This is a genomic window from Arthrobacter sp. Z4-13 (assembly GCF_054792705.1).
Genome location: NZ_CP096459.1, coordinates 2,224,795 through 2,239,432, shown reverse-complemented (window position 1 = coordinate 2,239,432; position 14,638 = coordinate 2,224,795). Strand labels below are relative to the sequence as shown.

Sequence of the window (14,638 nt, the reverse complement as noted above, 5' to 3'; positions counted from 1 at the left end):
GCTACGCTAGCGGGCCACCGTCACCGGAGCGTGCTCCACCGGGAAGTTCACGCTGCGGGCGATGAAGCACACCTGGTTGGCCTCATGGTGCAGTTGCGCGGCCAGCGCCAGGTGCATCTCGTCCGCCAGCGTTACCTGCGGACGCAGCGTCACACGTTCGAACTGGCCGCTGCCGTCGCGGTTGAGCTTCATCAGCCCGGTGGCCTCGTCGCGGTAGTCCGTGACCACTACGCCGTGCTTCACCGCCACATGCAGGAAGGAAAGCATATGGCACTGCGCCAGGGCGGCCAGAAGCAGCTGCTCCGGGTTATAGCGCTCCCGGTCGCCATGGAAGGTGGGATCGGCCGAGCCCTTGAGAACCGGCAGCCCGGGTATCAGGATGTCGTGGTCGCGCGAATAGCCGCGGTACGAGGACGTCCCACCACCCAGGTTGCCCGTCCACTGCACCGTCAGCGCATAGCGGTGCTCACTCAGACTCACAACCCCGGCCCTGCTTCGCCGGGAAGGACATCAGCGGCGCGTGCGCGCAGGGCCCGTGCGACGCCGTCGCGGTTTTCCAGCATCATCCGCCGCAGGGCGGCGCTTTGCGGCGGGAGCGCTGCCAGGAAGCCGTCAGTGCGGTCAACGGTCGCCTGGGTGGTCAGCAACGCCGGGTAGAGGCCGACGACGATCTGCTGGGCAAGTGCGTTCGTCCGGGTTTCCACGATGGCCGGCACCGCCTGGAAGTACTTCTCCGCGTACGGCTCCAGCAGGGACCGGTCCAGGACGCGCATAAAGCCGTTGACCGCCGACGCCTGAAGGGCGTTGGACAGCTCGCCGTTCACCACAATGGATTCCCAGGCCGCGGCCTTGGCCTCGGGAGTGGGGATGGCCGCTTTGGCCTGGGCGGCGGCATTCTGGCCGCTGGAGGTGTTGTCCCGTGCAAGCTCGGCATCGATGCCGTCCTGCGCGAGCCGGCCGCCCACCACCAGTGAGGTCACCAGCTCCCAGCGCAGGTCCTGGTCAATGCTCAGCCCATCCAGGACCAGCGAACCGTCGAGGAGGCCGGCCACCGTGTCCAGCTGACTCCCACCGCCGGCCAGCAGTGCGAAGGATTTCACGAACTGCAGCTGGGCGTCCGAGCCCCCCGGCACCTCAGATGCCAGCTCCCACAGCCTGTCAGCAGCAGCCACGGTCGTCGCCTCGCGGTGCTCCTCAGCCACGTAGAAGCTCAGGGTGGTGGCCAGCTGCCGGAGCTGGACCAGGATCACCGACGAATCGGACTCGGCGGCAACATTGGCAAGGATCAGTTCCACGTAACGCCGCGCAGGCGTCTCGCCGTCGCGGGCGGCGTCCCACGCGGAATTCCACACCAGGGTCCGCGGCAGGCTCTGGTTGAAGTCCTTGAGATGCGTGGTGGCCGTGGCAAGCGACTTCTCGTCCAACCGGACCTTGGCGTAGGCGAGGTCGTCGTCGTTCACCAGGATCAGGTCCGGCTGCGTCATCCCTGCCAGCGCCGGGACCTCGGTGCGGACGCCGTCCACGTCCAGTTCCTCGCGGTGCACCCGCTCAAGCTTTCCGGCGTCGTCCAGGTTGTAGAAGCCCACTGCCAGCCGGTGCGGACGGATGGTGGGCCACTCCTCCACCGCGGACTGCAGGATCGCGAAGGAGGTCAGCCGGCCGTCGCTGCCCACTTCCAGTTCCGGCGTGAGGGTATTAACCCCGGCTGTCTCCAGCCATTGCCGGCCCCATTCGTCCAGGTCGCGGCCGCTGGCCTTCTCCAGCTCCACCATAAGATCGCCCAGCTCGGTGTTCTGCCAGGAATGCTTGGCGAAGTACTCGCGGACCCCGGCCATAAAGTGCTCCGGCCCGACCCACGCCACGAGCTGGCGGAGGACAGAGGCGCCCTTGGCGTAGGTGATGCCGTCGAAGTTCACTTCGACGTCCTGAAGGTCGTTGATGTCAGCGAAAATAGGATGGGTGGTAGGCAGCTGGTCCTGGCGGTATGCCCAGGACTTTTCCACCGACGCGAAGGTGGTCCAGGCGCTGGTGAAGTCTGTGGCCTCCACGGCGGCGAGGTGGGACATGTACTCGGCAAACGACTCGTTGAGCCACAGGTCGTTCCACCAGCGCATGGTCACCAGGTCCCCGAACCACATGTGCGCAAGCTCGTGGAGGACAGTGATGGCCCGGCGTTCGATCTGCGCGCCGGTCACCTTGCTGCGGAAAACGTAGCCTTCGAGGATGGTCACGGCCCCGGCGTTCTCCATGGCGCCGGCGTTGAATTCCGGCACGAAGAGCTGGTCGTATTTTTCGAACGGGTAGGGGCAGCCGAACTGTGCCTCGAAGAATTCAAAACCCTGGCGGGTCAACTCGAAAATGTTTTCCGCGTCCAGGTACTGCATCAGCGACTTCCGGGCGAAGACCCCCAGCGGAATGACCCGGCCGTCGGAACTCTTCACCTCGCTGCGCACGGACTGGTAGGGGCCGGCGATCAGGGCGGTGACATAGGAGGACAGTCGCGGGGTAGGAGAGAAGGACCATACGGCGCGGGCTCCGCCGTCGTCCCCGGGGGTGGTTTCCACGGGCACCGGCGTGGGGGAGTTGGAGATGACATCCCAGTGCGAGGGTGCCGTGACGGTAAAAGTAAAGGTCCCCTTCAGGTCCGGTTGCTCGAACACCGCGAACATCCTGCGTGAATCCGGGACCTCAAACTGGGTATAGAGGTAGACCTCATTGTCCACCGGGTCCACGAAGCGGTGCAGGCCTTCGCCGGTGTTCATATAGGGGGCATCAGCCACGATGATGAGCTCATTGTCCTCCGCGAGCTCCGGCAGCTGGATCCTGACGCCGTCCGCCACAGTGTCCGGGTCAAGGCTGCGGCCGTTGAGCGTGACGCTGTGAACGGCGGCGGTGACAGCGTCGATGAAGGTGGAGGACCCGGGCTTCGCGCTGAACTTCACTGCGGTGGTGCTGCCAAAGACCTTCCCGCCGCGGGTCAGGTCCAGGCTGACCTCGTAGGACTCGACGGTGATCAGTTCGGCACGTTCGCGGGCTTCAGCGCGCGTCAGATTCATACCTGGCAAAGTGGGGCCTCCAGAATAATTGCGTCTGCCGGCTGGCGATGCCCAGCGGCGGCACTGATCATTCTTGCATTCCTTCACCCGGGAACAAGTAGCGCAGCTCACAGTGGGTAGGGAGACAGGTACCAGGTCAATGGCCGGCGGCGGGAGTAGCGTTAAATCATGGGGAAGTTCATGGAGTCGGTGGACACGAAGGCCCTGCGTTTTATCGCGGGGTTCCCGGTGGTGGTCGCAACCGCTTTCGTGGTGTGCGCTTTTTTGCTTCGGCCTGACCTTCCCGAGCCGCTCGCCATCCGGTGGACGGACGACGGCGGCGCCTCCTTCGCGCCCTTTGCCGCCTACGTCACCGCGGGCGCCCTGATGATTGTCGCCGCCGGCTGGCTGGTCCTCTCCCAGGCCCTGCCGGTCAGCAGGCCGGTGCCGATGCGCCGGATCATGATGGGGGCAGGACTGTTCCTGTGCCTCTTCGTCGCCACGGCGCTCGCTGCGGGCCTCGTTGGGCAGACCGGCCTGGCGGACGCCCGTGAGTCCAGGGTGGACCTCACCGTGCTGGCGCTCGGAAGCGGAGCCGCCGTGTCCCTCGGCGTGATTATGGGCTTTGTCTACAAGGCGGACCAGCAATGGTCGACCAACGACGACAGGGCCCTCCAGCTTGCCATTGCCAGGGAGCTGGACCCTGATCTGGCACGGGACAGCATCCGGCTCTGGGTCCATGCCCGCAGCTCCGTGTTCGTCATGATCGGCATAGCCTCGCTGTTTCCGTCTGCCCTGATTGCCATCGCCGTGCCCTGGCTTGGCGTGCTCCTTGTGGTCCTGGCTATCATCGGCGCGGCATTCCTGTGTGCCAGGATCAAGGCAGACCGGCGCGGCCTGAAAGTCCTGCTGGCCGGCGTCGTCCCCGTCATGGATGTCCCGGCAGGCGCCATCTCGGCCGCCAGCGCAGCGGACGTCCGCGCTGCCGATTACGGCGGGTGGGGCTACCGGCACCACAGCGGAACTGCCGCGATGCTCGTCAGCAGCGGCCCCGCCGTCGTGGTGAAAAAAACCGACGGGCAGAGCCTGGCAGTGAGCAGCGGGAGCCAGGACTCCGCTGCGCGGCTCGCTGAAGTCCTCACCAGGGTGGCGGACAGGGCACACCGGGGCGGCGGTCCGGCCGCGGCCGGCCAGCCCGAGTCCTAGTATTCTTGTCCGTGTTGTTGACCCCGGCCTGCGCCTTCCGTGCGGGCCGCCAGCGCCCACACCGAACGGATTCTGCTTGTGACTTCTTCCCCTGCCTTCCCGCGGGTCCACATTGCCACCGACCACGCAGGCATGGAACTCAGCGCCCACCTGGTTTCCCACCTGACCGCCAAGGGGTACGAGGTGGTGGACCACGGTCCCAAGGTCTACGACGCCCTGGATGACTACCCCTCGTTCTGCATCAACGCGGCTCTTGCGGTGGTGGCGGACCAGCAGGCCGGCGTCCACGCCCTCGGCATCGTGCTGGGCGGCTCCGGCAACGGCGAACAGATCGCGGCCAACAAGGTCAAGGGCGTCCGGGCAGCCTTGGCCTGGAACCGCTCCACTGCCACCCTCGCCCGTGAGCACAACGACGCCAACGTGGTGGCCGTGGGCGGCCGCCAGCACACCGTGGAGGAAGCAACGGAGCTGATCGAGGCCTTCCTTGCCGAGCCCTTCAGCAACGACGAGCGGCACGTCCGCCGGATCGGCAAAATCGCGGCCTATGAGACTACCGGCGAGGTCATCGAGTAGTGCCTGAAGGCCATACACTCCGGCGCCTGGCGCGGCAGTTCGGGGACGTTTTCGGCGGCCAGCGGCTTAACGTGTCCAGCCCGCAGGGCCGGTTCATTGGGGGAGCCGCGCTGCTGGACGGGCACACCCTTGTTGCTGCCGAGGCCCACGGAAAACATCTGTTCCTGCATTTTGACCACTCGCTGGTGCTGCACGTCCACCTGGGCCTCTACGGGGCCTGGACCTTCGGCGGCGACAGCACGTTTGCAGGGTCCTCCAGCATCGGTGCCCCGCGCCGGGTGGGGGAGCAGGAAACCTTCGGTGACGGTGACGACTCCGGCGTGTACGCCGGGCCGCCTGCGCCGGTGGGAGCCGTGCGCGTCCGGATTATCGGCAGCAACGGCTGGGCCGACCTGCGCGGGGCCACTACCTGCGAAACCATTACAGCTGCCGAGTCCGACGCCGTGCTGGCCCGGTTGGGCCCGGATCCACTGCTCAACCGCCGGGGTGATGCCGGCCGTTTTGCCGCGACTCTTCGAAGCCGCAATACACCGGTGGCCGCATTGCTCATGGACCAGAAGGTCATAGCCGGAGTGGGGAATGTGTACCGTGCGGAAGTCCTTTTCCGGCGGCGCCTCGATCCGTGGCTGCCCGGCAGCGAGGTTCCGGACTCTGAGGCACGCAGGCTGTGGCGCGACGTCGTCTCGGTGATGAACGATGGCGTGGCCGACGGCCGGATCATCACCACAACGCCCAGGTACTGGTCGGGCAACGGCAGGACGGCCAAGGCCGCGGCGGAGAACGCCGCGCTCAAGAGCGGCACCTTCCCGCCCAGGGAGAATGCCCACTTTGTGTACAAACGTAACGGACTGCCCTGCCGGGTATGCGGCACCCAGGTGCTGATGGCCGAACTGGTGGCGCGCAAGCTCTACTGGTGCCCGTACTGCCAGCAGTCCTAGCCGCGCCCACCCCAGGCGGCGCACCGGCACGCCCCATCACGTCCTGCAGGTTTCCCCGGGACGCCCCATCACGTCCTGCAGGTTCCCCCGGGACGCCCCATCACGTCCTGCAGGTTTCCCCGGGACGCCCCATCAGTTCAGGCTGGTGTTCGACGGCGGTGCTGCCGCGGGCAGTGTTCACGAGGTTTTTCCGGGAGGCGCCATAAGTGATAGCGCGTTCCCCGATTTGAGGCAAAAGGTGATGGGGCGTCTTGCGATATGTGGCAGAAGATGATGGCGGGTTTGCCCTTAATCCACGCTGTCCTGCGGATTAACGCAAAAGGCCCCTCACTGAGGGGCCTTTCGTATTTGGAGGGGACGACGGGAATCGAACCCGCGTAATCAGTTTGGAAGACTGAGGCTTTACCATTAAGCTACGTCCCCGAAAGAAGGTCCTTCTGCAGTTCCGTGAGGCCCTGGCAGGCTGGCAACTTCGGGCTGGCTGTTCAAGCCGGATACAACTAAACCTAATTCATGCCCTACGTGTCAAATGTGCAAAGACGGCGCGTATGACCGTAGACTTGCCTGTGCACTTACGGGGTGTAGCTCAGCTTGGCTAGAGCGCCTGCTTTGGGAGCAGGAAGTCGCAGGTTCAAATCCTGTCACCCCGACTCTGCGGCCCGGACCACTTGGCCCTGGCAAGACCATTGCGTTTGCAGAAACCCATCCCACAAACCCAGGAGTACTTAGACCGTGAAGAGCGCTGTCGAGAACCTCACCCCCACGCGGGTCAAGCTCAATGTTGAGGTCCCCTTTGAGGAATTGAAGCCCAGCATCGACGAGGCCTACAAGACCGTTGCTTCGCAGATCCAGGTCCCCGGTTTCCGTAAGGGCAAGGTACCGGCCAAGCTCATCGACCAGCGCGTCGGCCGCGGCTACGTCCTCGAGACTGCCATCAACGAAGGCCTCAACGGCTGGTACCAGTCTGCTGTGCAGGAATCCGGTATCCGTCCCTTGAGCCGTCCCGAGGTGGAAATCACCGAGGTTCCGGACCCCACCTCCACGGACGGTGAACTGAAGTTCCACGCCGAGGTTGACGTCCGCCCTGAGATCGAACTCCCGGACTACGCCGGCATCCAGGTTGAGGTTGCTGCAGCCCAGTCCTCTGATGAAGACGTTGACAAGGCCCTGGACGAACTGCGCGGCCGCTTCGGCACGCTGAAGTCCGTGGACCGTCCCGCTGCCGACGGCGACTTCCTCACCATCGACATCAACGCCACCATCGACGGCGAAGAGGTGGACTCCGCCGCAGGCCTGTCCTACCAGGTCGGCACCGGCACCATGCTTGAGGGCCTCGACGAGGCTGTCACCGGCCTCAGCGCCGACGAAGACGCCATCTTCGACACCACCCTCGTGGGCGGCGACCACGCCGGTGAAGCATCGCAGGTCAAGGTAGTGGTCAAGGCCGTCAAGGAGCGCGAACTCCCCGAGGCCAACGACGACTTCGCCCAGCTGGCTTCGGAGTTCGATACCCTGGCCGAGCTCCGCGAAGACCTCGCCAAGCAGGCCGCCGACTCCAAGATCGTCGAGCAGGGCGTCGAAGCCCGCGACAAGGTCCTGGACAAGCTCGTTGAGCTGGTAGAGGTTCCCGTTCCGGACTCAGTTGTCGAAGAGCAGCTCGAAGCCCACTTCAAGGAGGGCAACGGTCACGGTGAAGGCGAGCACGACACCGAGGAGCACCGTGAAGAAGTCCGGGCCAACACCGCCCGCGCCTTCCAGAACGAGATCATCCTCGACGCCATCGCGGAGAAGGAAGAAGTCAACGTCAGCCAGAACGAGCTGATCGACTACATCGTCACCACCGCCAGCCAGTACGGCATGGATCCCAACCAGTTCGCCCAGATCATCGATCAGAGCGGCCAGGTCCCCATGATGGTTTCCGAGGTCCGCCGCCGCAAGGCCCTGGCTGTTGTCCTCGGCCAGGCCACGGTGACCGACACCGAGGGCAAGACCATTGACCTCACCGACTTCGTCAGCCCTGGTGGTGAAGAGGAAGCTCCCGCCCTGGATGCAGACGAAGCAGTGACCGAAGCGCCTGAGGCTGTCGAGGAAGACAAGGCAGAGGCGAAGGCCTAATTCCTTGCTGTAAACGAAGTACATTGCGGTAAAGCAGTTGTTAACGGCCCCCGGATCCATTGATCCGGGGGCCGTTTTGCATAGGATCCGGGCCTGCTTCCGCAAGGGGCCCGCCGATCGTGCGCCGTCAGCGAACAGCCCACGGTGCGCGAACAAAACGTCGGTGAAACCGGTTAGTGTCCAAGTAGAGATTTTCAGTGATGTCACCGTCACCAGTGAGAGGTAAGTACACATGTCACAGCACGCAGAGGCCCCCCGGATGGCTACTGTCGATCCTGCAGCCCAGGACAACTACATCTACAACCGCCTCCTCAAGGAGCGGATCATCTGGCTGGGCTCAGAGGTGCGTGACGAGAACGCAAACGCCATCTGCTCGCAGCTCCTCCTCCTTTCTGCTGAGAACCCGGAAAAGGACATCTACCTTTACATCAACTCTCCCGGCGGTTCCGTCACGGCAGGCATGGCGATCTACGACACCATGCAGTTCATCCCGAACGACGTCGTCACCGTCGCCACCGGACTTGCCGCCTCCATGGGGCAGTTCCTGCTTTCCTCCGGCACGAAGGGCAAGCGGTACGCCACGCCGAACGCTCGCGTCCTGATGCACCAGCCGTCCGGCGGCATCGGCGGCACGGCCTCCGACATCAAGATCCAGGCCGAACTCATCCTTCACATGAAGAAGGTCATGGCCGAGCTCACGGCAGAGCAGACCGGCCAGACCGTGGACACCATCCTCAAGGACAACGACCGCGACAAGTGGTTCACTGCCACGGAAGCGCTTGACTACGGTTTCTTCGACAAGATCGCCGCGCACGCAGGATCTGTTGCCGGCGGCGGCGGCACGTCGAACGGCACCTCGGGCGAATCAGCCTCCGCGAACTAAACCGGCACAAGAACACTCAGATCAGGAGCAACAAAAATGAACTACAACTTCGGGTGGTCCGCCGGTAATCTTCCGTCCAGCCGCTACGTCCTGCCCCAGTTCGAGGAGCGCACGCCCTACGGCTTCAAGCGCCAGGATCCGTACACCAAGCTCTTCGAGGACCGCATCATCTTCCTCGGTGTCCAAGTGGATGACGCATCGGCTGACGACGTCATGGCGCAGCTGCTGGTCCTGGAGTCCACCGACCCGGACCGCGACATCACCATCTACATCAACTCGCCGGGCGGTTCCTTCACCGCCATGACGGCCATCTACGACACCATGCAGTACATCCGCCCGGAGATCCAGACCGTATGCCTGGGCCAGGCGGCAAGTGCTGCTGCAGTCCTGCTGGCCGCCGGCACGCCCGGCAAGCGCCTCGCCCTGCCGAACGCGCGCGTCCTGATCCACCAGCCGGCACTGTCCGGAGGACAGGGCGGCCAGGCCTCGGATCTTGAGATCCAGGCCGCCGAGGTCATGCGTATGCGCTCCTGGCTTGAGGACACGCTGGCGCACCACTCGGGACGGACGTCCGAGCAGGTCAACAACGACATCGAGCGCGACAAGATCCTCACCGCCGACGAAGCCCAGGCCTACGGCTTGATCGACCAGGTCCTGGATTCACGGAAGATCAAACCGCAGGCCATCACGAGGTAGCGGCGAAGTAAAGCGCCGGTGGCGCCAATCATTTGGCTCCACCGGCCTTTCCCTTCCACCCTCGGAAGCGAATGTGACCTAGAGTGGATGTTGTCACAACCGGTCCAAGCAGGCTGGTGGAGATTCCAGCAACGGTGCAAGGCTGCCTGGCAGCAAGATACTAAGGGGTTCACATATGGCTCGGATTGGCGAGAGCACGGATCTGCTGAAGTGCTCTTTCTGCGGAAAGAGCCAGAAGCAGGTGCGCAAGCTCATTGCCGGGCCCGGTGTCTACATCTGTGATGAATGCATTGAGCTTTGCAACGAAATCATCGAAGAGGAACTTGCGGAGGTTGCCGATCTTGGCAGCTTCGAGCTTCCCAAGCCGCGTGAAATCTTCGACTTCCTGCAGGAGTACGTCATCGGCCAGGAGCCTGCGAAGCGCTCCCTCGCCGTCGCCGTCTACAACCATTACAAGCGGATCCAGGCAGGCCACGCGCCGAAGTCGGGAAGCCTGGCCGAGGGCGGCCACCACGACGACGTCGAAATCGCCAAGTCGAACATCCTCCTTATCGGACCCACCGGCTGCGGAAAGACGTACCTCGCCCAAACGCTCGCCCGTCGCCTGAACGTGCCTTTTGCGGTAGCTGACGCCACGGCCCTGACCGAGGCCGGCTACGTGGGTGAGGACGTGGAGAACATCCTCCTCAAGCTCATCCAGGCCGCGGACTATGACGTCAAAAAAGCCGAGCAGGGCATCATCTACATCGACGAGATCGACAAGATTTCCCGCAAGAGCGAAAACCCCTCGATCACCCGTGATGTCTCCGGCGAGGGCGTCCAGCAGGCGCTGCTGAAGATCCTGGAGGGCACTGTTGCCTCCGTTCCTCCGCAGGGCGGCCGGAAGCACCCGCACCAGGAATTCATCCAGATCGACACCACCAACGTCCTGTTCATCGTGGCCGGTGCCTTCGCCGGCCTCGAGGAGATCATCGGCTCCCGGTCCGGCCGGAAGGGGATCGGCTTCGGCGCACCCCTGAACGAGGCCAGCAAGAAGATCGACTCCTATGGTGAAGTGATGCCGGAGGACCTGCTGAAGTTCGGACTCATCCCCGAATTCATCGGCCGGCTCCCCGTGATCACCACCGTATCCAACCTGGACCGCGACGCCCTGATCCAGATCCTCTCCACGCCCAAGAACGCCCTGGTGAAGCAGTACCAGAAGATGTTTCAGATTGACGGCGTGGAACTGGTGTTTGATGACACCGCCCTGGACGCCATCGCCGAGCAGGCACTCGAGCGCGGCACCGGTGCCCGCGGTCTGCGCGCCATCATGGAGGAAGTGCTGCTCCCGGTAATGTTCGATCTTCCCAGCCGCGAAGACGTCGCCAGTGTGGTTATCACGGAGGACGTCGTCCTGAACGGCGCGGAGCCAACCATGATCCCGCACGTCACCAAGCGCCGGAAGACTGCCTGATCCGGGGCGAACTGACTGCGATATCTGCCTGACCGAGGCGCTGTACCCACCACGCTGTTTATGGCTGCGTTCTGCGCGGCCAGCCATCTGGAAGGATCTCCCATGACAGAAGCTGCCACCACCGGATCTGCACAGAACAAGGCGGACTTTTGGTTCGATCCGCTGTGCCCCTTCGCCTGGATCACCTCGCGCTGGATCGGCGAAGTGGAGGCCGTGCGGAACATCGAAACTGTATGGCATGTAATGAGTCTTGCCGTCCTGAATGAGGGCCGCGACCTGGAGCCCGCGTACCGCGAGTCCATGGACAACGCCTGGGGCCCGGTCCGCGTGATTATCGCGGCACAGCAGGACCACGGCCAGGAAGCGGTCAAGGCGTTGTATGACGCCATGGGTTCGCTGATCCATGAGCGCGGCGAGAAGGACCGCTCCGTTGTTATCACCAAGGCGCTGGCGGAATGCGGTCTTCCTGCCGGGCTGGCAGCAGCAGCCACCACTGACGCCTTTGATGACCAGCTGCGCGCAAGCCACGAGGAAGGCATCTCCCTGGTGGGCCAGGACGTTGGTACGCCTGTGGTGGCTTTCAACGGAACCGCGTTCTTCGGCCCGGTCCTCACCCGCATTCCGCGCGGCGAGGTTGCGGGCAAGCTGTGGGACGCCACCACGGCACTTGCCTCCTACCCGCACTTCTTCGAGCTCAAGCGCAGCCGCTCCGAGCGGCCTGAATTCGACTAGGACTGATCCTGCCAGCCGGGCAGGGCCCAAGAGCCCCGGTAGAACTACCCGCCTGTAGTTCTGCCGGGGCTCTTGCGCTTGCAGATGGGCAGGACAAGAATGGTCTTTACCCACTTCGAAAGAAGTGGGACGCAGAAACCAAAGATTCAGTGATATGTCTTCGACGCAGCCATCGGCAAAGTCAGAAGCAAGCTACCAGTGACGAGGTAGGAAGACCTGAAGATCCGAGGATTCTGCCAGACCATTAAAGACGTCACCGGAATGGCCGAAAGTCGAAGCCCCACCAACGGCAAAACGCTGATGGGGCTTCCCCTTTGCCCTAAAACAGGCTGAGATCGGGTCAGGCCTGTGCCGGCTCCTCTGTGGCAGCCAGCGCCACGTCGCTGACAGTGAGGTCGCCGTCGCCCACCAGGACGGTGATTTCCCGGGCGTTGGACGCGGCCTTTAGGTCCCCAAGGCCCGCTTTCAGCTGCGTGGTCAGCGCCTCCGAAGCCGTGATGGTGGCCGAGAGAACTTCCGTACGCTGCTTAACTTTCGCTTCGGACTTCGCCTTGCGGACACCGCTCAGCGCAACTCCAACGGTGGCAAGCATCGTGGTGTCACCGCCCCGCACGTCCAGCGGGGCAGGCCACTGGGCGCGGTGGACAGAACCGTTGCGCCACCACCCCCAGACCTCTTCGGTAGCGAAGGGCAGGAACGGCGCGAACAGCCGGAGCAGGGTGTCCAGGGTGGTGGCCAGCGCTGCAAGCACGGAAGCCTGTTCGGCCTCGCCCGCGGCGCCATAGGCCCGGTCCTTGATGAGCTCCACGTAGTCGTCCGTGAACTGCCAGAAGAAGCTTTCGGTGATCTGCAGTGCGCGGGCGTAATCGTAGTTTTCGAACGCCTTGGTGGACTGGGCCACAACCTCGGCGAGCTGGGCAAGTACGGCCCGGTCCAGCGGGTTGGTCAGCAATGAGAGGTCACCGGACAGTACGGACGCCTCTGTGGCGCCGAGGTTCAGGACAAACTTCGAGGCGTTCAGCAGCTTGATGGCCAGGCGGCGGCCGATCTTCATCTGGGCAATCTCGTAGGCGGTATCGGCTCCGAGCTTCGCTGAAGCGGCCCAGTAGCGGACGGCGTCGGAGCCGTATTCCTCCAGCACGTCGGTGGGGACCACCACGTTGCCCTTGGACTTTGACATCTTTTTGCGGTCGGGATCGAGGATCCAGCCGGAGATGGCAGCGTGCTTCCACGGCGCGCTGTTCTCCAGGGCATCCGCGCGGACCACCGAGGAGAACAGCCAGGTCCGGATGATGTCGTGGCCCTGGGGGCGGACGTCAAACGGGAACACCTTGGCGAACAGGTCCTCGTCCCGCTTCCAGCCGCCCACGATCTTGGGTGTCAGGGAGGACGTGGCCCAGGTGTCCAGGATGTCGGCGTCGCCGGTGAAGCCGCCGGGAACATCGCGCTGGGCTTCATCGAAGCCGGGAGCGGCGTCCGCGGCCGGGTCCACCGGGAGCTGTGCGTCCGACGGCACGATGGGGGAGTCATAGTCCGGGTTGCCGTCGGAATCCAATGGGTACCAGACAGGGATGGGCACACCGAAGAAGCGCTGGCGGGACACCAGCCAGTCACCGTTCAGGCCGGAGATCCAGTTCTCGTAGCGTGAGCGCATAAAGGCGGGGTGGAAGTCGATCTCCTGCCCGCGGGCGATGAGCCGCTCCCGGCGGTCCTCGTCCCGGCCGCCGTTGCGGATGTACCACTGGCGTGAGGTCACAACTTCAAGGGGCTTGTCGCCCTTTTCGTAGAAGTTCACAGGGTGCATGATCTTCTTGGGCTCGCCCTCGAGCAGGTCGGCGGCGGTGAGGAGCTTCACCACCTCTTCCTTGGCGCTGAAGACGGTCTTGCCCGCAATCGCGGCGAAGGCTTCACGGCCGATGTCGGTGGTGATCCACTCGGGAGCCTCGCTGATGATCCGGCCGTCCCGGCCCACAATGGCGCGGGTGGGAAGCTGCAGTTCGCGCCACCAGGTCACGTCCGTCAGGTCGCCGAAGGTACACACCATGGCGATGCCGGAGCCCTTGTCCGCTTTGGCAAGCGGGTGCGCCTTGACTTCGACCTCGACGCCGAAAACAGGGGACGTGACCTTCTTGCCGAACAGCGGCTGGTACCGTTCGTCGTCGGGATTGGCCACCAGCGCGGCGCACGCCGCCAGCAGTTCGGGACGGGTGGTCTCGATGTAGATCCGCTCCCCGTCCTCGGTGAAGAACGGGTAGCGGTAGTACGCCCCGGGCACCTCGCGGTCTTCCAGCTCGGCCTGGGCCACCGCCGTACGGAACGTCACGTCCCAGAGTGTTGGTGCCTCGGCCATGTAGGCGTCACCGGCGGCGAGGTTCGCGAGGAAGGCGCGCTGCGAGACGGCACGGGAGTTATCGTCGATGGTCCGGTAGGTCAGCTCCCAGTCCACGGACAGGCCAAGCGTCTGGAACAGGTTTTCGAAAACCTTCTCGTCCTCGACAGCGAGCTCTTCACACAGTTCGATGAAGTTCCGGCGGGACACGACGTCGAAGTCCCGCTGGTTTTTCGCAGGCTGTGCCGGCGGCTGGTAGTCGGCGTTGTACGGGATGGAGGGATCGCAGCGGACGCCGTAGTAGTTCTGCACGCGTCGCTCGGTGGGCAGGCCGTTGTCGTCCCAGCCCATCGGGTAGAAAACGTTCTTGCCGGTCATGCGCTGGTAGCGGGCCAGCACGTCTGTCTGGGTGTAGGAGAACATGTGTCCCACGTGCAGTGATCCGGAGGCGGTGGGAGGGGGAGTGTCGATCGAGTAGACCTGCTCCCGGGTGGTGTCCCGGTTGAACTTGTAGGTCCCTTCGGCAAGCCAGCGCTGCGTCAAGGCAGCTTCAAGGCCTTCGAGGGCCGGCTTGTCCGGAACGTTGATGGGGGCGGTGTTGGGCGTGTCTGTACCCTGATTGTCTTCAGCCATCTGCCAATTGTTCCATGGACGGACTCATCCGCCTGTCGGCAG

At 64.0% G+C, this 14,638-nt stretch carries 11 protein-coding genes and 2 tRNA genes; 9 read left to right on the top strand and 4 right to left on the bottom strand.

Annotated elements, in window-relative coordinates:
- Positions 1-6: 6 nt before the first annotated feature.
- Together M1E07_RS12085 and pepN are read right to left on the bottom strand one after the other, a co-directional pair.
- Positions 7-480 carry an OsmC family protein gene (locus M1E07_RS12085; RefSeq protein WP_461186941.1) on the bottom strand — a complete coding sequence of 158 codons (474 nt, stop codon included), beginning with the start codon at positions 478-480 and terminating at the stop codon, positions 7-9.
- The gene (gene pepN / locus M1E07_RS12080) at positions 477-3,056 is read right to left on the bottom strand and encodes an aminopeptidase N (RefSeq protein ID WP_461186940.1); all 2,580 of its coding nucleotides are present in this window, start codon (positions 3,054-3,056) and stop codon (positions 477-479) included. The genes M1E07_RS12085 and pepN overlap by 4 nt, the downstream gene beginning before the upstream one ends.
- Before the next feature lie 168 nt (positions 3,057-3,224).
- Between pepN and M1E07_RS12075 the strand changes: the two genes are divergently transcribed.
- The 3 genes from M1E07_RS12075 to M1E07_RS12065 all read left to right on the top strand — a co-directional run bounded on the left by M1E07_RS12075 (position 3,225) and on the right by M1E07_RS12065 (position 5,752).
- Positions 3,225-4,241, top strand: a complete 1,017-nt coding sequence (locus tag M1E07_RS12075; RefSeq protein ID WP_461186939.1) for a hypothetical protein — start codon at positions 3,225-3,227, stop codon at positions 4,239-4,241.
- A 78-nt stretch (positions 4,242-4,319) separates the two neighbouring features.
- Positions 4,320-4,814 carry a ribose-5-phosphate isomerase gene (locus M1E07_RS12070; RefSeq protein WP_461186938.1) on the top strand — a complete coding sequence of 165 codons (495 nt, stop codon included), beginning with the start codon at positions 4,320-4,322 and terminating at the stop codon, positions 4,812-4,814.
- The gene (locus M1E07_RS12065; protein WP_461186937.1) at positions 4,814-5,752 is read left to right on the top strand and encodes an Fpg/Nei family DNA glycosylase; all 939 of its coding nucleotides are present in this window, start codon (positions 4,814-4,816) and stop codon (positions 5,750-5,752) included. The genes M1E07_RS12070 and M1E07_RS12065 overlap by 1 nt, the downstream gene beginning before the upstream one ends.
- 349 nt (positions 5,753-6,101) lie before the next feature.
- Here the strand turns inward: M1E07_RS12065 and M1E07_RS12060 are convergent.
- Positions 6,102-6,175 (bottom strand) — tRNA-Gly (locus tag M1E07_RS12060).
- Positions 6,176-6,327: 152 nt separating this feature from the next.
- On the opposite strand from M1E07_RS12060, the gene M1E07_RS12055 reads away from it, so the two are divergent.
- The 6 genes from M1E07_RS12055 (at position 6,328) to M1E07_RS12030 (ending at position 11,634) form a co-directional block, all read left to right on the top strand.
- Positions 6,328-6,402, top strand: a tRNA-Pro gene (locus tag M1E07_RS12055).
- An 82-nt stretch (positions 6,403-6,484) separates the two neighbouring features.
- Positions 6,485-7,867 carry a trigger factor gene (gene tig, locus M1E07_RS12050; RefSeq protein ID WP_461186936.1) on the top strand — a complete coding sequence of 461 codons (1,383 nt, stop codon included), beginning with the start codon at positions 6,485-6,487 and terminating at the stop codon, positions 7,865-7,867.
- 259 nt (positions 7,868-8,126) lie between these two features.
- Positions 8,127-8,750: an ATP-dependent Clp protease proteolytic subunit gene (locus tag M1E07_RS12045; RefSeq protein WP_461190389.1), complete on the top strand. Its 624-nt coding sequence runs from the start codon at positions 8,127-8,129 to the stop codon at positions 8,748-8,750.
- 36 nt (positions 8,751-8,786) lie between these two features.
- Positions 8,787-9,446 carry an ATP-dependent Clp protease proteolytic subunit gene (locus tag M1E07_RS12040; RefSeq protein ID WP_461186935.1) on the top strand — a complete coding sequence of 220 codons (660 nt, stop codon included), beginning with the start codon at positions 8,787-8,789 and terminating at the stop codon, positions 9,444-9,446.
- Positions 9,447-9,621: 175 nt separating this feature from the next.
- On the top strand, positions 9,622-10,902 hold the full coding sequence (clpX, locus tag M1E07_RS12035; RefSeq protein ID WP_461186934.1) for an ATP-dependent Clp protease ATP-binding subunit ClpX: 1,281 nt from the start codon (positions 9,622-9,624) through the stop codon (positions 10,900-10,902).
- A 102-nt stretch (positions 10,903-11,004) separates the two neighbouring features.
- Positions 11,005-11,634 (top strand): mycothiol-dependent nitroreductase Rv2466c family protein, encoded by a 630-nt coding sequence (locus M1E07_RS12030; RefSeq protein ID WP_461186933.1) that lies wholly within the window; start codon positions 11,005-11,007, stop codon positions 11,632-11,634.
- A 340-nt stretch (positions 11,635-11,974) separates the two neighbouring features.
- On the opposite strand, the gene valS is transcribed toward M1E07_RS12030, so the two are convergent.
- On the bottom strand, positions 11,975-14,596 hold the full coding sequence (gene valS, locus M1E07_RS12025; protein WP_461186932.1) for a valine--tRNA ligase: 2,622 nt from the start codon (positions 14,594-14,596) through the stop codon (positions 11,975-11,977).
- Positions 14,597-14,638: the final 42 nt, after the last annotated feature.